Genomic DNA, 20265 nt, shown 5'->3' with positions numbered 1-20265 from the left:
TTCTCCTTTAACTTTGTTTAACGTATAAAAAATCAAGAGATGAAAAATTTAGATAATAAGGTCGTATTAATCACAGGCGGCGCGTCTGGAATTGGTAAAATCATGGTTCGTTTGCTATTAGAACGACATGCCAAAATTATTATCTGGGATATCAATCAACAAGGTATCGATCAAACCATAACTGAATTTTCAAACAAAGGAGAACTAGTAGGTTACCAAGTGGATGTTTCCAATCTGGAACAAATTCAAGATACCGCTAAAAAAGTTAAAGCTGAAATAGGTGTTGTGGATGTCCTCATCAATAATGCGGGAATAATTGTGGGTAAATATTTTCACGAGCATTCCACGAACGAAATTTTAGCCACCGCAGCGATCAATGCAAATGCACCTATGCTGATTGCTCATGAGTTTTTACAAGGCATGTTGGATCAAAATTCAGGACATATTTGCAATATTTCTTCCTCCGGCGGCATAGTTTCGAACCCCAAAATGTCTGTATATGCTGCAAGTAAATGGTCGTTGATCGGTTGGTCGGATAGTTTACGTTTGGAAATGAAGCAATTGGATAAAAAAGTAAATGTCACCACCATAATGCCGTACTATATCAATACAGGAATGTTTGATGGCGTCCAATCTAAAATCCCGATCTTGGAACCTGAAGCAGCGGCGCTCACCATCATTAAAGCGATAGAGAAGAATAAGAAAATGATTAGTATTCCAGGCTATATTTATAGATTTACCCGTTTTGGTCAAGCTATCATGTCGATTAATGTATTTGATTGGTTCGCAGGGGATGTTCTCGGAATTTACAAAACAATGGAACATTTTAGAGGACGTAAAAAGTAGTTCCAGTTAGAAAGCATAAAGAGGATACCCTGTTAATCTTAATTATATAAACCCCATAAAAAAACAAAACCCTCATAAAGAGGGTTTTTGGTTGATCTAAGGTTTGTTATTGAGTTTTAGAAAGGCAATGGACGTTCGCCCAATTGCACGGTTACCCATTTTAACTGGGTCATATCCTCAATGGAGTACTGCCCATTTTCTTTTCCATGTCCACTTCCTTTGAAACCTCCAAATGGTGCATTAGGATCGTCATCAAAAGAGTTGTCGTTGATATGGACGGAACCCGCTTCAATTCTCAGGGAGAAATCAAACGCTTTTTGCAGATCATTGGTAATAATGCCCGAAGACAATCCGTAGTAGGTATCATTAGCCATGGCCAGGGCATCTTCATAATCCTTGGCGCGGTACACCGATACCAATGGGGCGAAGGTCTCATCGTCAAACACCTTCATGTCTGGAGTAACTTCCGACAAAACCGACGGATTCCACATTTGATCTTTTACATGTCCACCTACATGGAGTTTGGCGCCTTTTTTGACGGCATCTTCAATATGACTCTCAATGGTCTTTATGGCATCCTTAGAAATCAGTGGACCCACTGCGGTATCCTCCTTACTTGGATCGCCTACTTTAATGGTTTTGACATGTTTTACAAAAGCTTCGATGAAGTCGTCATAAATTGGGTCTTCCACGATTATTCGTGAATTGGCCATACAGACCTGGCTTTGGTTAAAGAAAATTCCAAAGGCCGCTGAACGAACGGCATAGTCAAGGTCGGCGTCCTTAAGAATCACCAATGGGCTTTTCCCACCCAGTTCCGGAACAAATCGTTTCTGGAACTTTCCGGCAAGCGCTTGTAATTTATTCCCCACTTTAGCCGATCCTGTAAAGGTAATCATATTGGTGCGCGGATCAGAGAACAAGGTGTCCCCAAGATCTTCGTCAGCCGTAGGAAGTACACTTAGGACCCCTTTGGGCAATCCTGCTTCATGGAATATTTCGGCAAAAAGCAAGGCAATAATAGGGGTATACGGTGAAGGTTTAAGGATAAAACTATTTCCAGCGGCAATGGCAGGGGCAAGTTTTTTACTATTTAAAAGCAGCGGGGCGTTAAAGGGACCAATCCCCACAACCACTCCTAGAGGCATGCGGTAGGTGAAGGAGATGCGGTTTGGCTCTTCGGCGGGCATGGTTTCCCCACGGATCTGCCGGGTTTGTCCAGCTGCAATTCTAAAAGTACTAACAATATAATCCACTTCGTACATCGCTTTCCCGAAGACATTTCCACCTTCGTCAATCAAGGCTTTCGCCAGTTCAGGACGACGTCTTTCTGCAATGTCAGCCGCTTTTAAAAGGATGGCTTCACGCTCCTTGGCCGTGGTTACGCCCCAAGTTTTTTGTGCTTCTACCGCACTTTCCAAAGCCGTCTGGATATTTGCCGGACTGGCTAAACGTACTTTAGCTATAACTTCATTGTTATAGGGGTTTATGGAATCAATCGTTTTTTGATCGTCTGTTTCTAAATATTCGCCATTAATATAAGGCGCATAGACTTTTTTATAGTCAAATTTTAATTTCATATGTAATACGTATTGGTGAATCCACAACTTAATAATTTTAAAAATTATTTACGAATTTATTATCTTAAGCTTCTGTTAATTAATGCCTAACATTTTCTAAATTTAACCGACTTGAGATTGTTGGTTGTCAAGGAGAATTCTCAACCTTACTTTAATTAGGGTTAAAAGTCTCATCTTTATGGAAAAAGAATGGATCAGCAAAAAAACATAGAAATACATGAAACCGCGTTTTTGACCTCAACGCTCCGTTCCTTAAACGAGGATTTGAGCCAAGACTATTATGCAAAACTCTGGCGCCACCCTAAATCAGATATTTGGATCAAAAAATATCTTGAGCAGGTGTCTTCTGAAGAAATCAATACCCATTGTTTAAGAAACAGATATTTTCTTGATACGATCAATAAACTGGTTGAGGATAATGAGATAGAGGTCTTGATCAACTTTGGATGCGGTTTTAGTATGTATCCATTTCTTTTGGATGAAGGATTGATCCATATAGAAATTGACAAACCAGAAATCATCGATTATAAAAAGTCAACGATTGAAAACTGGCAAAAAACCAAGACACTCCCAAAACGGAACCTTCACTTTATTGCCGTGGATTTTAGTGAAGATGATAAGCAGGCGCTATTATCTCAAATATCTTCTATTAAAAACAATAAACCGTGCTTTATTCTCATTGAAGGGGTGTTGTTTTTTTTGGACAGGGAGGAGACCGATCATTTGTTCGACTTTTTTAATGCCATTCAGCAGCCGGGCGATTTTATTGGAAGTGTGTCTTTCCAAGATACCCTTAAGGACACTGTAGCATATAAAAAACTGCTGAACTTTCTCAACCAGATAGTTTCTAAAACAAAAGCCAGCGATTACCAAACCATTGCAGATGGCTTTTACCAATCTCGGCCAGCTTATCAACTGCTTGACCACCAAGATTACTTTAGCCTGTCCAAAACCTACGGGAATACCATTCGCCAAAACAAGGAAGAGATTCTCAACGAAAACTTTTATCTGCTTAAAAAATGTAATCTCGTAGAAAAAGAGCAGACTTTCCATCCCATTGCCGCACCTAAGTATTGAGCAGGAAAAATATTAAAAAGATGCGCTAAGATGGGCGAATTCCTCCGTTCAAAATTACTTTCAACCGATATGTTTTAAAAAAGCCCACCATAAAATCTCAGTTTTAGATCCATTTTGAACTCTTAAAGTCAAAAAAAAATCATGTATCTTTAGCGTTCCTTATTTAAGCTAAACCCCATTAGATTTATGAAATATTTTATGTCCTGCCTGTTTATTGTCCTGCTATTTGGGTGTAATGAGGTCAACTCCAAAGACGAGAAAGCAGTGCGTAAATTTGTAGAACAATGGAACGACGCCCATACGCAACTCACTTCGGCATATTTGGCACGGGACTATATGGACGTTGTAAACTATTACGGCAAACAGCGCAGTAGGGTGCAAGTGCAACAAGATAAGACTTTGCTGTTTGAACAATTTCCAGACTATACACAAAGCATTTTAAACGACGAACTGATCATCACCAAAGAGGCCGGGAGCTATTTAGTAACCTTTACCAAACATGTGAGCTATGATGGCATAGAAGCAGATTACGAATCGTTTCTTTCAGTAACCATGAAAAATGGTGTTTTCAGAATTCTAAGAGAAGGCATTGCCGAGAATATTAGGGATCTTGATGCGCCTATTTTTCCTAAGGCGCGCGAAAATATTCGCATCCTGGCCAATACCAGACAATTATTTGGCGATTTTGATGGCGATGGGCTCTCAGACTATGCGACAGTGATTTCACCGGAGATCGTATCTTCTGCAAACAATGAGGTGAAATGCAAAGACGGATGCCGTAGCGTGATTGTTTTTAGTAGTCCGGATTTAGAAAACATCACCGTTGAAGGTGCCTACCAATCGCAGTTGGAAAATCTTAAGGACCTGAACAGCGATGGGGCCGATGAGATTGGGTTTTGGGATATCAAACCCACGTCCAAGACCCTTTATGTCTTTGATGCTACCAATGGGGCGTTACTTACGGATCCTATTGTGATTAATACTGCCGTACATAAAAACCTCAAACTGATTGACGTTTTTAAGAAATCGGGACGTAATAAAATTACCGTAACACGCAGCACTCAAGTAGGTGGGAGATGGGTATTGGAAACTGAAGTCATTATGTTGGATTAAGTTTATCTTCAAATTTCATGAAACGTTAGAAAAAGTCTGGTATTTTTCAAACATAAATTATCAGAGATTCATTTTCAGCAACAAGCGTAATAATCCCAGATCTTTCTATAGCACGAATGGAACAAACTTTCAGTGTGTAGTGAAAGTCTGTGTTTAGCGCTCAAAGACTATCGCACCATTGGTAAACTACCCTTTCCATAAGAATAGCCTTAGCTTTTAACTTCCCGCTGCGGCAAAAGCGCCCGCGAGGAGATAGATCAAACACATGGTGAGGATTTTAGGATCACCACAACCTTTTAAAAGTGTTTGGATCTTGGTGTTTATAGGCTGTTTAAACAAAAGGAATGCCACAACTATACCTGCAATTACAGCAATGGGAGCGGGGAGGGCATAGAAATCTTCCTGAACTATCCCCACCCTTAAAAAAGTGATGATAAAAACGAAAAAAGGTAATAAAGCTTTAAAATTGGGCTTAATGGCAGTCATAGCGTTTTTTCCAAAGTATTTGGCTTATCGCTTTAGCACCTTGCTCGTTATTGCAGGTTGCTACCTCTTATTTGAGATTCTTGATAATTCAGTGTGCAAAAATAGAGGTTTACTAGGGTTAAACCTAAAGGTTTTAGACACGAAATGTACGAATTATCACAAATCCATTCGTCTGATGAAAACGGAAGAAATAGAAACAATTCATTTCTCGAAGTTGGAAGGCTTTCAATTTTGCGTTTTTTAGATATAAATTACACGGATTATCACGGATTTATGTGGTGTCTGAATCAGAAACCATCGTACTATGATGAAAATAGTGTTAATCGCGTATGCTTCTTAATACCCTATTCCGATTCCCAAATGCGTTTTTGAGCCGTACCAAAAGCACCCAATTGGTAAATGCCAAGGGCTTTTGCTTTGAACTTTATTGATCGAAAATGATGCTGCGTCAAACTGTCTAATAGCGCAGTTTCAGCAACGCCCAAGCTGATGTGTGGATTATAGTTGTCATAGCTATGGGCGCTGACAAACTTGGGTACGTAGGCTAGGGTGAATTCATCTATGGGCGTGCCATCTACATTTTGCACATAGGCTTTCTGAGAACCTTCGGGAAGGATATAGGGTTCTAAAAGAGCAATGACGTTTTCGTGGAGTGCCATGAGTGGCGGACTTCTTTTAATGCCGATGGAAGCGAAACTCTCGGTTTTATCTTTCGAATATTGGAGCTCATCAGCCCAAAGACTGTCAGGTTCAACAGTTTTATAGAATTCGTCTAATACCTGTTTAATTTCTGAAAGATCACTTTTCAGTACATAACCATGCAGTAAAGTGATGTGTGGGATATGTTGGCTGTCTAGAGTGATATTATCAGGATGGTTTTCAAGTATGGCACGATTTAGCTGAATGGATTGCTGATAAACTGACTCCGGAACTGTGAGCAACACCCCAATGGCTAGTGTCTCTTCTGGTTTTTGGGCACATGAACTGATAAGACTGATCGCTAACAGTGTTATGATTAGGAAGTTTTTATTCATTTTATGGGCTATAGTAATTATGGAATTTAGAAGTCGGGAATTTAGTAAAGAATTTTCAGCTGGGAATGAATTCATTTGGAAAAGTATGACTCTGGATAAAACCATTCATTTCATGAAGTTGGAAGGCTTCCAGTTCTACGTTTTTAGACACGAACCTGCCCGTCCGTTCAGGCGGGTTACACGGATTGTCGCAAATCCATTTGTCTAGAGAAAACGAACTAAATGAAAACATTCATTTCACGAATGTAGAAGGCATGCAGTCTCGATTTTTTGGACACGAACCTGCCCGTGCGCTCATGCGGGTTGCACGGATTATTACAGATTTATGTGGTCTTTAAATTAGAAACTATGTATTTCACGAATCCATTAGGCCTCCACAACCACACGTTGCTGTTTTGCCTCTTTATTCACTTTAAACTGAAGCAGTAACACCATCGCTACAAAAGCAACAACAATGATTGCTGATAATATTTTGATCTCGGAGGCGATGGATGCTAGATCGCCACCATAAAAGGCAATTCTTCTAAAGCCGCTCAAGAACTGGGTCACCGGAATGAATTGCGCCACGCCCGTAATCCATCCAGGAATCGCCTCTGTTGGCCAGGTAAATCCACTTAAGATAAACGCAGGGGTAGAGATGACCATCAATAATTCGGTGGCTTTTAATTGGCTTGGAATGGCAACTGAAAACAACATGCCAATAAACATTGATGCTAAGGTCAATAGTATAGTCAAGACCATCATTGGGAAATTGAATATATCTGCGGTGATTTTGAAATAAGGAAAATACGACGCTACGACCAACCAAATAAATGGTAACATGATCAAGAATGGTGTTGCTTTCAACACAATGAGATATAAGGCCGATTTCTTCTTTTGCACCAGAGTGGCAAAATAACCGTCTTCAAAATCCTTGGAAAAGGCCAAAGCCATGGCCAAAAAGATGATTTGTTGCATAATGGCCGCCAAGATGCCCGGTAGCATAAAGTTGACATAGTTGCCGGCAGAGTTATAGAGCTTATTGAAGTTGATCTTAAACGTCTCGTAGGATGCCTTAGCCTGATCAGGATGCATCCCCTGTTTTTTCAGGCCCTCTATTTCCATGCCCGCATTTAAGGTCATCAGCACCATATTAATATTGTTACTTGCGGTGTTGGCGTTTAGGATATTGGCCATATTGAGATCCACGCGGATTTCTGGATGTCGTTTTTGCAGGACGTCGCTCTCAAAACCCACAGGTAGCGTGATGACCGCAGCATATTGTTCAATGGGCATTTCATCAAGTAGATTTCCTGGCGTGAGTCGCACATCCTTGACCAATAACCCTTCATTGTCTACAAAGGCATCAATGATCATGTCGGTAGTGGGACTTTGATCCTGATCTACGATAACAATTGGTAAATCGATAACTTTTGCCTGTTGGTACACATACCCAAACACAATACCATAACCAATGGGCGCACCAAAGAAGATGGCCATCAACACGCCATTTGAGAAAATACGTTTGAATTCTTCTTTAAGTAAGTTCTTAAAAGTTTTCATTGGTTATTGTTTTATAAGAATGGTGGCGTTGGTATAAAACTTTTGATCGCCCGTGTTTGAAGTTGGAACCACTTTCAATTCATAAATGGATTCTGACAACTCATATAAAGGTGCTGTACTTGTAATATCCGCATATTGGGCCAATTGTTTGATGGCGACAATTTTAGCACTGGTTTCTTCATTGGTGTAAGGATTGACCAAAGTGAGTTCTTTTCCAACCTTAAAATCGTAGATCCTTGATTCAGGAATGGTGAATCGGAAATAGAGACCGTCTGTTTTGTAACCGTTGAACAAGGCATAACCGGGAGTCAGCAATTCACCTTCTTCCAAACTTATGGTTTCAATGGACATATCCGCCGGAGCCACAACGTACTGTTCATCAGAAGCGGATAAGACTTCTTCCTTGGCACCTATGGCACGGTCTAATTGTCCTTTGGCCTGTTCTATTTGTTCAGAACGCGCACCCTTTTTTACTTCATCACGTTTGGCCTGTAAGGCATCCACTTGTGCCTTAGCCATTTGAAGTTTCATCTTGACTTCGTCAAATTGCTGTTGGCTCACCAAGGAATCCTCATACATGTTTTTTAATCGGTTATAGGATTCCTGCGCAAAATCCAGTTGTGCCTTGCCCGAATTTAACTGACCTTCAATCTGGTTGAGTTGTTCAGTGGTCGCGCCGTTAAATGCTAAATTCAGTTGGCCTTGTGCCGCGGCAATCGCACCTTCGGCTTGCATCATTTTAGCATTCACCTCAGGAATGTTCACCAAGGCAAGGGTATCGCCTTTTTTGACTTGTTGTCCTTCTTGGACGTATATCTTCTCAATCCGTCCGGCAATTTTACTGCTTACTGAAATGGTTTCAAATTTCACTTTCCCTCGATTAGGGGTAATTTTGTCATTTTTGCAGGAGTTTAAAGTGAGTACTGCAAAGAGGCTGATGGCAAGAGGTGTATATAGTTTCATTTTTTGATGTTTTGTAGTGTTAGTAAGAGAGGATACCTTTGGCATGAAGCATTTCAGCAACGGCACGACGTTCGTTAAAATAAGATTCCTGTAATTTGAAATTGGCTTTTTCTACATCATTCAAAGCATCCAGCACATCATTGATAGAGGCCAGATTGTTTCGGTATTGTTTATCCACCATTTCATAGGTGTCGTTGGCCAATTCAATTTCCTTTTGAACAATTCGTGTATTCTGCAATGCAGCCTGATGGCGTAATTCCGCTTTGGTGATGCTCAACGCAATCATTTCTTCGGCTTCTTCTATTTTATCTCTATATTTCTCACTTTCTAAAGTGGCTTGTTTGCTTTTCAATCGCGATTGGTTGCCATCAAAGACATTCCACTTGATGCCTGCCCCAATAAACCACTTAGGATCCAACAGCGATAAATCGTCCTCAATAAACTCATAATGTCCTTTGACGGCGATTTTCGGAATGAAATTGCTTTTCGCCATTTTTGCTTGATAAAGGGTGGCTTTCTCAGCTTCTTCTAAGGCTTTCACTTCGTTCCGTTTTTCTATAGTTGCCGTTTCTGCGGTTGAGAAGGCCTGTAACTGAGGCTCCAGAAGCCTCAAATTGTCTCGGGTTTCTCCAGTGAGTTGATGCAAAACCTCAATTAGCAAAATATTGTTGTGATCAAACTCCAATTGTTTGGAAGCCAATTGCTGTTGGGCAAGCTCAATTTTCTTTCTACTTAAAGGTGTCGCCAACCCATTCTCAATGGCTTTGGTGACATAAAATATTTGTTCGTTCAAATACTTTTCTGACGTAATCAATACGTTCTTGGAAGCCTTTACCAGCGCCAACTTATCATACGCTTCTATAATTTGTAACGCAATCTTATCTTTCTCCGCCAGGCCCACATAATTCAAGGACGATTCTTTATGTTGACTTGCCTTGAGGGCATTACTGGCTTCAAATCCGCTAAACAACACCCAATCCAAATCGACGGACGATTTTAATATGTTCTTATTTTGAAGGTTTGGAATCGCTTCCAATGGGATATAAGCGGGAAAAGGAGAATTGAACGGTAATCCCACGGCTTCTTTTATGACCAGTTGTTGGGTGGCCATCAATAGATTTTGGGTGTTTTCATCTAAAGTAAGATCATCGTCCAAGCGTACAAAGCTTCCATTGAGGGTGATTTTGGGTAAGAATACCGATTTGGCCAATCGCTGGTCTACTTGCGCTTGCTCGGCGTCAATGCGATTGGAATTGAGCTGATGGCTCTTGTTGAGCCCTTTTTGAATCAAGTCCTGCAGCACCGGATCCAATTGCTGTGCCGTAATAATCGAGGGCAACGCGATCGCGATAATGCTCAGGAACATCTTTAAGATGGCTTGGTTGAGGTTCATTGTTAATGGTTTTTATAAATATAATGCAAAGTTGAGAATAATTTGAAATAATTCCTTTGACATAGGTCAAAAAGTGAGTAGAGCGGAGTGGGGGAATAGGAATTAGTTGGATAGAAAGGAATATCGACTGTTTTAGGGTAGAATGGGTTTAGGATTCTGCGTATATCTGCGGGACATAATAGTGTTACAGAGAGTTCCACAAAGAGCATTTGAATTTATTAGCGTTCTGCGTCTATCTGTGAAATCTGCGGGAACTAATAGTTGTGCCACAGAGAGGATTGGAGTAAATCTATGTCTAAAATACAATCATCCTTTTCGGATCCTGCTCAAGGTTTCTTGGGTCATTCCCAAATATGAAGCAATATGTCCCAACGGCACTTGATAGGCAATATCTGGAAATTCTGCGAGCATATAGTCGTAACGTTCTTTGGCGGTTTGGAATTGGATGGCATTGAGTTTATTGACCATTTTTGTAAGCATCTCAATGGTGACGAGTCGGCCCATCTTTTCCATCTTGTGATATTTAGCAAACAACCGATCCATATCTTCCTTGGAAATACTGTAGAGGGTCGCATCCTGCAACACTTCCAAATAGTATATACTTGGCGTTTGTTGAAAAAAGCTGTCCACACTGGACATGAACTTTCCAACTCCAAAAAACCATTGGGTGATGTCCTTACCATTTTCATTGAGGTAATAGCTTCGGCCCATGCCTTTTTCAACAAAATATAATGAGTTACAAATCTCACCTTGTCTTACCAGAGTTTGATTTTTCAGTACCGTTTCTTTGTTGAAATGAGAGGCGATGTCTTTCAACTCGTCATCTGTAAAGGGAACTATAGTACTTAGAAATTCGGTGATGCTCATATTTATTAGTGTAAACCTGCTGAATTATTGTGCAAGATAAGTAAAATACAATGGCGAATGGACCACCTAAACACTCAAATAATACCGTTAAAAATTGAAAAAACTAAGCGATATAACCCAGTTATTCCCTAGATATTTTAAAATAAAAACCGTACATTACATTCAAAATCAATGAGATGCCACTATATTTAGACTTGCATGACCTTCCAGAAGGCATTACCGCAGCACATGTGGCAGAAATGCATCAAGCCGACTTAGCTATTGAACACAAATTTAATTGCCGCGGGCTGACCTATTGGTGTGATGAAAAAAGAAAAACAGCTTTTTGCCTCATTGATGCTCCCAACAAGCAAGCGCTTAAGGACCTTCACGAACATGCTCACGGCGCCATTCCAACACGGATTATTGAAGTTAATGATACCATCGTCGAATCATTTTTAGGCCGGATAGAAGATCCTGAAAAATCTAAGAACACAAGGCTTAATATTATTAATGATCCTGCTTTTAGAAGTATTATGATCGTTAAACTGAAAAACAAAAGCTTGAGGCTGTCCCTCGACCATGCTTCAAAGGCAGCAATTAGAGGCTATACATCCACCATCAATGGTTTGGTCTCAGAACATCACGGAAGGGTAGTGAAGCAGGAAGCCAATACCTTTCTCATCTCATTTGCGTCGGTTAGCGACGCCATTCATTGTGGGATAAAAATTCAAGAAGCGCAGGACCACGTCATTACTCCAAATTTAGAATTTAAGATCGGAATCAGCGCTGGGATTCCGATAACTGATAAAGAAGGTATTTTTGAGGACACCATAAAAACCTCCGATTATTTAAGTGATATTGTTAAAGGCGATTTTTCCATTACCACCATCATTAAAGATCTCTATGAAGGAGAAAATCAAAATACACCCATCTCTACAAACAAGACTATCCATGTCCTGGATAGCAGCGATGAGGATTTTATGTCGCAATTAATTGCCTATACTGAAAACATATGGTCCAATCCAGCAATTAATGTGACTGATTTTGAAGAAAATCTAGGGTACAGTAAATCGAAACTCTATCGCACCATGATGAATTTGGTTGGGAAATCTCCAAATGTATTTTTAAGAGATTTTAGGCTGAACAAAGCTCTAGAACTGCTTGAAAAACAAAGTCATAATGTGTCTGAAATTGCTTATCAAACCGGATTTAGCAGTCCGGCATACTTCTCCAAATGTTTTCATAAAAAATATAAGATCCTGCCTTCTAATTTACATCATTGAACTCCTCATAGCACCATTCAATTTTACGGCTATAAAAAGCTTCTGGTTTAAACAATTTCATACAGACACAAACTTCTGTCAGTCAGGACGCTTCATAATTTGTTCTCTTTCTAGTTTTAACATAGCCTATACACTTCATGCCGATCTGGAATAAACAATCAAATCCATTCCAACTTCTCAGCACAAAAGACTAATTTTGCTGTCTTTTTGTGAGCATTTCGCTTTATATCAATTTTCATCTATTCTCAGCTCTTGAATTAAAAACAGTCGCGTCCAAAGGATGCAATGCTTTAGTTAATTAGTTGGCTTTTTTAAACTTAGGTTTGGTATTTGAAAATTATAGGTATAATTAGTACAGAGCCAATGCCAATAAAACTCTTGAAGGACGTGTAAAAGACGTCCCTGATTTTTAATATTTATGGAAACACCAGATAAAAACGGATTGAACAAAGCCTCACGAACGCTCTTGCTGGTGGGTGTTTTATTTGTTGCCATCAACCTAAGACCAGCACTCTCTAGTATTGGCCCATTAATCGACATGATTCGCCAGGATGTGGGACTTTCCGATACCTTGTTGGGATTGCTCACCACCTTACCTTTAATTGCGTTTGGTTTTGTATCCACCATCACCCCATTGTTCACCAAGCGTTATGGCATTGGGAACACGCTTGTAGGGGCGTTGATCTTGCTCACGGCAGGAATCCTCATTCGTTCTGCGGGTGGGATCTTTGCCTTGTATTTAGGCACTATTTTATTGGGGATCGCCATTGCTTTTGGTAATGTATTGATCCCTGCACTAATTAAAAGAAACTTTCCACACAAAGCCGGATTTGTGACCAGTCTGTATTCCGGCATCATGTCACTTGGTGCTGCCATTGCTGCAGGATTGAGTGTTCCTTTGGCTATGGAACTAAATTTAGGTTGGCGTGGTTCATTGGCCGTTTGGGCAGCTTTGGCTGTAGTGGCTTTGATCATTTGGATTCCAAACATCAAACGCCTTACGCGCACGACGCCCAGTAGAGGGTTTAAAGAAGCCATGAAGAAATTGAGTGGTTCGAAGTTAGTTTGGAAATTGGCCCTATATATGGGGCTCCAGTCTTTTGCGTTTTATGTGATTTTAGCTTGGTTGCCAGCCCTGCTTATCGATAGAGGTTATGATGCGACCTACGCCGGTTGGATGCTTTCCCTATCACAAGCCACCGGAATTATTGGCGCCATTGTGATTCCTGTTTGGGCCGGTTCAAGAAAAGATCAACGTTTGGTTATTGTATCGTTGATTATTATTGAAGTGATGGCCTTGATCGGCTTGTTGATTCCAGGATTAGGAATGGTTGAGCTCTGGGTGGGTCTTATTGGAATGGTCCTTGGGGGCACCTTTGGATTGGCTTTATTGCTGATCGTTTTACGATCTAAGGATGCGGAAACCGCCGCTGAACTTTCTGGAATTGTGCAATCCATCGGTTATTTTATTGCAGCCACCGGTCCCTTTATTGCCGGTGCAATTTACGATATGACCCAGATTTGGAATTACGCCTTGATTTTATTGGTGGCGATAGCCATTCTCAAACTCTTTATGGGCATTGATGCGGGGAAAGACAGAAAGATATAAGCCGAAGCTTTTTTAAAACCCTTTTGAAAGCCTCACTATGCAGTATATGCAGTGCAGATTCAGTTAAGAAATTCTGTGGGCAAAATCGTGTAATCTACATTCTAACTTTCCTAATAAGAAATCCATAATTGGTTGACAAGTAATTGGACAATACTGCGGTATTGGTCTAAAAGTGTATTTATTTGGCCTAAATGTGGAGTTGAATCAAGTAATTCTCTACTAAATTTGATTTAAATCACCTAAAGCTTAAAACCTGTGGGAGTGCTTATTCAGCGTAAAATCCGCCATCTAAATAAATTAAAGTACGGTTATTTCATCCCCGAGGAAAAGTTTGGGACGGCATACAACTCTGTAATCCATCCCCAATCCAGAGCATTGGCAACCTAACCTCAAAGGTATCAAGGAGCGCTCTTAGGACTATTCTATCTCATTGATTAAAAAGGCGTTTTCGCTGAGGACTCGTTGAAATTAAAGCCTTGCGGAGATCATCCATATCAGAATATTAATCTAATACATATAAGATCATGACCACAACACTTTTTGAACGATTAGGAGGCATAGCAGGAATTTCATCACTAGTTGATGATACTGTGGCTGCCCATATGGCAAATCCAGCGATAAACGCACGTTTCCTGCCATATAAAGACCAACCTGAACGCTTGGCCCTCATTAAAAAACACACCGTCGAATTTTTTACTATGGGAAGTGGCGGACCGGCAAATTACTCAGGTAGAGATATGGTCACTGCACACACGGGAATGAATGTCAGCCCTAGCGAGTATATGCATGCTATGGACGATATCTTTCTTGCCTTAGATAAAAATAACATTTCTGAAGAATCCAAAAAAGACGTATTAGCCATTTTATGGTCTTTAAAAGGAATGATTATTTCGAAATAAAATGGTTAACTCTTAAAATCTAATATTATGAAAAATACTTTAGAAGATATTGCTCCCAACAGCATCAGATCCTTTGAATCAAAATTAAAAGGTCGGATTATCCTACCAACCGATAAAGATTATAACGACACGCGTAAAATGTACAATGGCATGATCGATAAACGTCCCGGACTATTCGCTATGTGCCAAAACGCTGACGATGTTATAGCGGCTGTAAATTTTGGAAGAGAAAACAACCTTTTAGTTGCCATAAGAGGTGGCGGCCATAATGGTGGAGGCTTGGGGATATGCAATGACGGCTTGGTCATTGATTTGTCAGGAATTAAACAAGTTGACGTCAACCCATCCAATAGTACAGTAAAAGTTGGCGGTGGCAACATTTGGAATGAAGTGGATCAGGTGACCCATGAATTTGGTTTGGCCATCCCCTCAGGAATGATTTCAACTACTGGTGTTGGTGGATTGACCCTCGGCGGCGGGATAGGGTATTTAACAAGAAAGTATGGGTTGACGATTGACAATTTATTGGAAGCCAACCTGGTCTTGGCAGATGGCAGTTTTGTGACCGTAAATGCCATAGAAAACACCGATTTGTTTTGGGCCATTCGAGGTGGCGGTAGCAATTTTGGCGTAGTAACCTCCTTTACATTCCAAGCGCACCCAGTCAAAACGGTGATTGGAGGGCCAACTTTATGGCCAATTGAAAAGGTGGAAGAAATCATGGCTTGGTACGATAATTTCATTCAAAAAGCGCCAGAAGATTTTAACGGCTTTATTGCCACGATGATTATTCCAGGACCGCCCTTTCCAGAATCCTTGCACAACAAGAAATTCTGCGGTATTGTATGGTGCTATGTTGGAGATCCTGATAAATTTGACAAACTCTTTAAGTCCGTATTAGATCTTGAACCTGTTTTTGCCCATGTTGGCGAGATGCCATATCCAGCCATACAAACCTTATTTGATGGCTTATTGCCCCCAGGTTTACAGTGGTACTGGAGGGCTGATTTTTTCAACGAATTAAGTCCAGAGGTCACCACCCAGCACTTAAAGTTTGGTTCAAACATTCCAACGTCTCTATCTCAAATGCACCTTTATCCTATTACAGGGGCGGCGAGCAGGGTAGGTGCAACAGAAACGCCTTGGGCTTATAGAGATGCCAAATACGCCGGAGTTTATGTAGGTGTTGATCCTGATCCTAAAAATGCGGATAAGATTACCGACTGGTGCAAGTCGTATTATGATGCCTTACACCCATATTCTGCCGGCGGTGCATATTCAAATTTCATGATGGATGAAGGGGAGGACCGGGTTAAGGCCAGTTATAAACACAACTATGATAGACTGGTAAAGATTAAGGGCAAGTATGATCCTAACAACTTGTTTAGGGTAAATCAAAATATAAGGGTGAAGCAACAAGTTGGAGTTGGATAATCCGTCGTGATGGAGGCCAACCAAATGCTGTTCAAATCCATGCTTCCAACCAAGTCAAGGTAGAAAATAAAACCTAAAGTAATTCGCCATGGTTGGTGTTTTCTCCCAACAATGCGCCATCTCCAAAAGCTAAATTAACAATTCAGATTAGCACATCTTAAACACGTATTATTAATGAGTTACCAAAGGATACAGAGTCTCCCAAACCGTATCCGCCAGTATCTTATGGCCTTCCACATTGGGGTGAATCCCGTCCCCTTGATTGAGCTCCGCAATGCCACCAACATCTTTCAAAATAAAAGGAATAAACTCTAAGTTATTCTTTTCGGCGAGGTCGGCGTAAAGTTGACGGAACTCCGTAGTGTACTCCTTTCCCATATTTGGAGGCAATTCCATCCCAGCCAGAATGATGGTGGTGTCGGGGCTTTTTTCCTTGACCACATCAATGATGGCTTGCAAATTTGCACGGGTTTCAGACAAGGCCACACCGCGTAAACCATCGTTGGCACCAAGTTCCAATAAAAAAAGATCCACCTTTTGCTTGATCACCCAATCAATTCGGCTTCTTCCGCCAGCCGTCGTTTCGCCACTGACGCCCGAATTGATCACCGTATAATTCAAATCTAAAGCATCAATCTTTTGCTGCAATAGGGCAGGATAAGCATCATTACTATCATCCAATCCATAGCCAGCGGTGATGCTATCGCCAAAACACAAAATCGTTTTGTTTTTAGTGTCTTTGGCTACAGGGTCTTCGGCATGCTCTGTAGCATTTTTGTTTTCAGGAGTTTTTTCTGTTTTAGTATCGCCGCATGACAAGAGCAGTAGTGGCAGAATAAAATAACAAAACTTTATGAGTTTGTGGGACATTCCGGTTGGTAGAATTGAATGCATTTGTTTATTTTGAGCCGTGGACATAAGTCGCTATTTAAATTAAAATTTATATGCCAAAGATATTAAAGATTACCGGGTTGGAAAAGACATATACCAGTGGTAACAAACAATTAACGGTCTTGCACGACATCTCCTTTGATGTTGATAAAGGCCAAACCTTTTCCATTGTGGGTCCTTCGGGAAGTGGGAAGACCACATTACTCGGCTTGTGCGCGGGATTGGATGAGCCCAATGCAGGACGTGTGGAATTATGCGGACAGGATTTGAATGGCTTAAATGAAGACCAACGGGCGCAATTACGGAATAAGGAAGTCGGTTTTATTTTTCAGAATTTTCAATTATTGCCTACGCTTACGGCTCTTGAAAATGTGAGTGTACCCTTAGAATTACAAGGCAACAAAGACGCGGTCAAAAAGAGTAGGGTACTATTGGAAAAAGTAGGCTTAGGCGATCGGGTGCATCATTATCCGTCACAACTTTCTGGAGGGGAACAGCAACGGGTGGCCTTGGCGCGCGCCTTTGCAAATTCGCCGTCCATCTTATTTGCCGATGAGCCTACTGGAAATTTAGATTCCGAAACCGGCGAAAAGGTGATTCAGCTTTTGTTTGATCTTAATAAAGAGAACGGCACCACCTTGGTCATCATTACCCACGACTTGGAATTAGCAAATCGCACCCAGCAAATCCTACGCCTTAAAGGCGGAAAAATAGTAACCAATCAATTGATTCCTGTACTGTGAACGACACTTCATTCAAAACCAACTTACAAACCTCTTGGCTTTTTAAAATGGCATGGCGCGATGCCAAAGCCAGCAAAGTGAGGCTATTCTTATTTATGGCCTCGATTATTTTGGGAATTGCAGCAGTAGTGTCCATACAATTGTTCAGCACCAACCTGAAAGATAATATCCAGAGCCAATCGAAAGTCTTGATGGGTGCCGATTTTATCATCAATTCAAAACAAGAACCCACAGCGCGTGCCCAAGCCATTATCGACTCCTTAAAACCTAATGCCTCAGAAGTCAATTTTGTATCCATGATTGCCTTTCCCAAGAATGGTGGCACCAAGTTAGTGCAGGTGCGAGGTCTGGAAGGTGACTTTCCTTTTTACGGCAAAATTGAAACGCAACCACCCTCTGTAGCAGGCACTTATCAAGCCTCAGGTGGTGCTTTGGTTGATGCGACATTATTGCTTCAATTTGATGTGAAACCTGGAGATTCCATCAAAATAGGCCAACTCACAATCCCCATAGCTGGCGCCTTAAAATCGATTCCGGGAAGCTCAGCCATTTCAACTTCGGTGGCACCACCGGTCATCATTCCGTACCGTTTTATTGAAGCAACTAAATTATTACAGTTTGGCAGCCGTAAGGAATACCAGTATTTTTATAAGACTTCAGATACCCTAAACCTAAAGCAACTTGAAGATCGGTTAGAGCCACGACTCGAATCGGAGAACGCCGATTTAAGGACCCACATAGGCAGCACCCAACGTTTGGGCAAGCGCTATGACAACGTGGGTAAATTCCTGAACTTGGCAGCGTTTATCGCTTTGCTCTTGGGCTGTATTGGCATCGCGAGTTCTGTGCATATCTATATCAAAGAAAAACTACGGGCCATTGCGGTCTTAAAATGTATGGGCGCGTCCAGATTACAGAGTTTTCTGATTTTCCTGATCCAAATTGCGGGTATTGGCATTGTAGGCGGCCTAATTGGTTCGCTGATTGGGGTGGGGTTACAAGGCCTCTTTCCGTATCTCTTAAAAGATTTCCTACCCTTTACGCTGGAAATTTCCATTTCAGCACAGCCCATTATCATTGGGGTGTTTTTAGGGCTGTTTATGTCCGTTTTATTTGCGCTCTTGCCGCTACTTCGAACCTGGTACGTGTCGCCCTTGGAAGTGTTGCGGGTGGACGAGCAAGCCGTTCAGGAGCCATTAATTGTTCGAGTGGTCGTTTTTGCAGCCATCTTGGTGTTTCTCTTTTTATTCGCCCTGTGGCTTATTCATGATGTTCTATACGCGGTCATGTTTGTTGGCGCTACGGTCATCACCTTCGCTATTTTGGCGGGGGTCGCAACCCTTTTTATCAAAACCATTAAGCGGTTTTTTCCAAAGAGTTGGGGATTTACAGCTCGTCAAAGTCTGCTCAACCTCTTCCGACCAAACAACCAAACCGTTGTTTTGGTGGTAGCCATTGGTTTGGGAACGTTTTTAATCAGCACCTTATATTTTACCAAGGACATTTTACTGGCGAAAACAGAGGTAGGACAGACCTCGGAGAATGCCAATATCATCATCTTGGATGTTCAAACTGAACAGCGGGAGGCCGTTGCCCAAAACATTGTTTCCAAGGACTTAAAGGTGGTGAACAACATCCCGATGGTGACCATGCGCATGCACAGCATCAAGGGCCGATTGGTGAACGACATCCGTCAAGACAGTACTAGCCAAGTGCGGAAGTGGATCTTGAACCATGAATTTAGGACGACCTATCGGGATACACTGACCGATTCTGAAGAATTGCAGGAAGGCAAGTGGATCCCGCGATTGAACCCTGGAGATCCCGTAGTGATTTCCATTTCAGATAACCTCTCCGATGACGCCAAAGTGACCGTTGGGGATACAATTGTATTTAATGTGCAAGGCGTTTCGATGGAAACTACCGTGGGCAGTATTCGGAAAGTCGATTGGGCACAAATGCAGATCAATTTTACCGTTGTGTTTCCTGCGGGCGTTCTTGAAGATGCACCCCAATTTAACGTTTTGACCACCTCTGTGAAGGACGAATCGAGTTCTGCTGCCTTGCAGCGCGATCTCGTGTCCAAGTTCCCTAACCTGTCCATTATTGATCTACGCCAAGTGTTTACGCTGGTGGAAGACATCTTGGACAAAGTATCCTGGGTCATCAATTTTATGGCGTTTTTCAGCATCCTTACCGGTATTATTGTATTGATTGGCTCCGTAAGGACCAGTAAGTACCAACGGGTTAAAGAAAGTGTCTTGCTCCGGACCCTTGGGGCTAAAAACTCACAGATCTTACAAATCTCGGCCTTTGAATATGTCTTTTTAGGCCTTTTGGGAAGCTTGATCGGGATTCTATTGGCTTTGGTGAGCAGTTTGGGCTTGGCCTTGTTCGTGTTTAAAGAACCTTTTGCGCCCTCGATGATTCCTTTTGTAGTCTTTCTACCGGGAATTACGCTTTTGGTATTGGCGATTGGCTTGAGCAACATTCGTACGGTTTTGAAAAGTTCGCCGTTGGAGG

16 protein-coding genes, 1 pseudogene and 1 riboswitch are annotated in these 20265 nt (G+C 41.4%); of the genes and pseudogenes, 9 read left to right on the top strand and 8 right to left on the bottom strand.

Annotation, left to right across the window (positions count from 1 at the left end; all coding sequences use genetic code 11):
* Positions 1–39: 39 nt before the first annotated feature.
* A complete protein-coding gene (locus tag VLZ86_RS11165; RefSeq protein WP_325451322.1) occupies positions 40–846 on the top strand; it encodes an SDR family oxidoreductase in 807 nt (268 codons plus the stop codon).
* A 116-nt stretch (positions 847–962) separates the two neighbouring features.
* On the opposite strand, the gene VLZ86_RS11160 is transcribed toward VLZ86_RS11165, so the two are convergent.
* Positions 963–2426, bottom strand: a complete 1464-nt coding sequence (locus tag VLZ86_RS11160; protein ID WP_325451320.1) for an aldehyde dehydrogenase family protein — start codon at positions 2424–2426, stop codon at positions 963–965.
* Positions 2427–2615: 189 nt separating this feature from the next.
* Here VLZ86_RS11160 and VLZ86_RS11155 point away from each other — a divergent pair, with 189 nt between their 5' ends.
* Both VLZ86_RS11155 and VLZ86_RS11150 read left to right on the top strand, forming a co-directional pair.
* A complete protein-coding gene (locus VLZ86_RS11155) occupies positions 2616–3503 on the top strand; it encodes a class I SAM-dependent methyltransferase (protein WP_325451318.1) in 888 nt (295 codons plus the stop codon).
* 186 nt (positions 3504–3689) lie between these two features.
* Positions 3690–4616 (top strand): hypothetical protein, encoded by a 927-nt coding sequence (locus tag VLZ86_RS11150; RefSeq protein ID WP_325451316.1) that lies wholly within the window; start codon positions 3690–3692, stop codon positions 4614–4616.
* 231 nt (positions 4617–4847) lie between these two features.
* On the opposite strand, the pseudogene VLZ86_RS11145 reads toward VLZ86_RS11150, so the two are convergent.
* From VLZ86_RS11145 to VLZ86_RS11120, 6 genes and pseudogenes are all read right to left on the bottom strand, one after another.
* Positions 4848–5102 (bottom strand): annotated as a pseudogene (locus tag VLZ86_RS11145) (Na+/H+ antiporter NhaC family protein); the annotation flags it as partial.
* Positions 5097–5194: riboswitch (SAM-I-IV-variant riboswitch) on the bottom strand. Its footprint overlaps the pseudogene before it by 6 nt.
* A 252-nt stretch (positions 5195–5446) precedes the next feature.
* On the bottom strand, positions 5447–6136 hold the full coding sequence (locus tag VLZ86_RS11140) for a 2'-5' RNA ligase family protein (protein WP_325451314.1): 690 nt from the start codon (positions 6134–6136) through the stop codon (positions 5447–5449).
* Positions 6137–6502: 366 nt separating this feature from the next.
* Positions 6503–7678: an ABC transporter permease gene (locus VLZ86_RS11135; RefSeq protein WP_325451312.1), complete on the bottom strand. Its 1176-nt coding sequence runs from the start codon at positions 7676–7678 to the stop codon at positions 6503–6505.
* 3 nt (positions 7679–7681) lie between these two features.
* On the bottom strand, positions 7682–8641 hold the full coding sequence (locus tag VLZ86_RS11130) for an HlyD family secretion protein (RefSeq protein WP_325451310.1): 960 nt from the start codon (positions 8639–8641) through the stop codon (positions 7682–7684).
* A 19-nt stretch (positions 8642–8660) separates the two neighbouring features.
* A complete protein-coding gene (locus tag VLZ86_RS11125; RefSeq protein ID WP_325451308.1) occupies positions 8661–10034 on the bottom strand; it encodes a TolC family protein in 1374 nt (457 codons plus the stop codon).
* A gap of 306 nt (positions 10035–10340) precedes the next feature.
* On the bottom strand, positions 10341–10901 hold the full coding sequence (locus tag VLZ86_RS11120) for a Crp/Fnr family transcriptional regulator (RefSeq protein WP_325451306.1): 561 nt from the start codon (positions 10899–10901) through the stop codon (positions 10341–10343).
* 176 nt (positions 10902–11077) lie between these two features.
* Here VLZ86_RS11120 and VLZ86_RS11115 point away from each other — a divergent pair, with 176 nt between their 5' ends.
* The 4 genes from VLZ86_RS11115 (at position 11078) to VLZ86_RS11100 (ending at position 16108) form a co-directional block, all read left to right on the top strand.
* A complete protein-coding gene (locus VLZ86_RS11115) occupies positions 11078–12166 on the top strand; it encodes a nickel-binding protein (protein ID WP_325451304.1) in 1089 nt (362 codons plus the stop codon).
* Positions 12167–12584: 418 nt separating this feature from the next.
* Positions 12585–13775 (top strand): MFS transporter, encoded by a 1191-nt coding sequence (locus VLZ86_RS11110; protein WP_325451302.1) that lies wholly within the window; start codon positions 12585–12587, stop codon positions 13773–13775.
* A 524-nt stretch (positions 13776–14299) separates the two neighbouring features.
* Positions 14300–14674 (top strand): group 1 truncated hemoglobin, encoded by a 375-nt coding sequence (locus VLZ86_RS11105; protein ID WP_325451300.1) that lies wholly within the window; start codon positions 14300–14302, stop codon positions 14672–14674.
* Positions 14675–14701: 27 nt separating this feature from the next.
* Positions 14702–16108, top strand: coding sequence for an FAD-binding oxidoreductase (locus VLZ86_RS11100; protein WP_325451298.1), 1407 nt, complete (start codon positions 14702–14704; stop codon positions 16106–16108).
* A gap of 171 nt (positions 16109–16279) precedes the next feature.
* Here VLZ86_RS11100 and VLZ86_RS11095 read toward each other — a convergent pair whose 3' ends face one another.
* Positions 16280–17026 (bottom strand): arylesterase, encoded by a 747-nt coding sequence (locus tag VLZ86_RS11095; RefSeq protein ID WP_325451296.1) that lies wholly within the window; start codon positions 17024–17026, stop codon positions 16280–16282.
* 26 nt (positions 17027–17052) lie between these two features.
* Here VLZ86_RS11095 and VLZ86_RS11090 point away from each other — a divergent pair, with 26 nt between their 5' ends.
* Positions 17053–17742: an ABC transporter ATP-binding protein gene (locus VLZ86_RS11090; RefSeq protein WP_325451294.1), complete on the top strand. Its 690-nt coding sequence runs from the start codon at positions 17053–17055 to the stop codon at positions 17740–17742.
* Positions 17743–17789: 47 nt separating this feature from the next.
* On the top strand, positions 17790–20265 hold a 2476-nt coding region (locus tag VLZ86_RS11085; protein ID WP_325451351.1), incomplete at its 3' end, for an ABC transporter permease.

It is taken from the genome of Gelidibacter sp., assembly GCF_035515035.1.
GTDB lineage: Bacteria > Bacteroidota > Bacteroidia > Flavobacteriales > Flavobacteriaceae > Gelidibacter.
This window is presented reverse-complemented; position numbering and strand designations above follow the sequence as displayed.

What these genes read in the sequence shown, in the direction of transcription:
- VLZ86_RS11160 (WP_325451320.1), bottom strand. Translation starts at nt 2,426, where the DNA reads ATGAAATTAAAATTTGACTATAAAAAAGTCTATGCGCCTTATATTAAT.
- VLZ86_RS11155 (WP_325451318.1), top strand. Translation starts at nt 2,616, where the DNA reads ATGGATCAGCAAAAAAACATAGAAATACATGAAACCGCGTTTTTGACC.
- VLZ86_RS11165 (WP_325451322.1), top strand. Translation starts at nt 40, where the DNA reads ATGAAAAATTTAGATAATAAGGTCGTATTAATCACAGGCGGCGCGTCT.
- VLZ86_RS11140 (WP_325451314.1), bottom strand. Translation starts at nt 6,136, where the DNA reads ATGAATAAAAACTTCCTAATCATAACACTGTTAGCGATCAGTCTTATC.
- VLZ86_RS11090 (WP_325451294.1), top strand. Translation starts at nt 17,053, where the DNA reads ATGCCAAAGATATTAAAGATTACCGGGTTGGAAAAGACATATACCAGT.
- VLZ86_RS11095 (WP_325451296.1), bottom strand. Translation starts at nt 17,026, where the DNA reads ATGTCCACGGCTCAAAATAAACAAATGCATTCAATTCTACCAACCGGA.
- VLZ86_RS11120 (WP_325451306.1), bottom strand. Translation starts at nt 10,901, where the DNA reads ATGAGCATCACCGAATTTCTAAGTACTATAGTTCCCTTTACAGATGAC.
- VLZ86_RS11130 (WP_325451310.1), bottom strand. Translation starts at nt 8,641, where the DNA reads ATGAAACTATATACACCTCTTGCCATCAGCCTCTTTGCAGTACTCACT.
- VLZ86_RS11150 (WP_325451316.1), top strand. Translation starts at nt 3,690, where the DNA reads ATGAAATATTTTATGTCCTGCCTGTTTATTGTCCTGCTATTTGGGTGT.
- VLZ86_RS11115 (WP_325451304.1), top strand. Translation starts at nt 11,078, where the DNA reads ATGCCACTATATTTAGACTTGCATGACCTTCCAGAAGGCATTACCGCA.
- VLZ86_RS11100 (WP_325451298.1), top strand. Translation starts at nt 14,702, where the DNA reads ATGAAAAATACTTTAGAAGATATTGCTCCCAACAGCATCAGATCCTTT.
- VLZ86_RS11125 (WP_325451308.1), bottom strand. Translation starts at nt 10,034, where the DNA reads ATGAACCTCAACCAAGCCATCTTAAAGATGTTCCTGAGCATTATCGCG.
- VLZ86_RS11105 (WP_325451300.1), top strand. Translation starts at nt 14,300, where the DNA reads ATGACCACAACACTTTTTGAACGATTAGGAGGCATAGCAGGAATTTCA.
- VLZ86_RS11110 (WP_325451302.1), top strand. Translation starts at nt 12,585, where the DNA reads ATGGAAACACCAGATAAAAACGGATTGAACAAAGCCTCACGAACGCTC.
- VLZ86_RS11135 (WP_325451312.1), bottom strand. Translation starts at nt 7,678, where the DNA reads ATGAAAACTTTTAAGAACTTACTTAAAGAAGAATTCAAACGTATTTTC.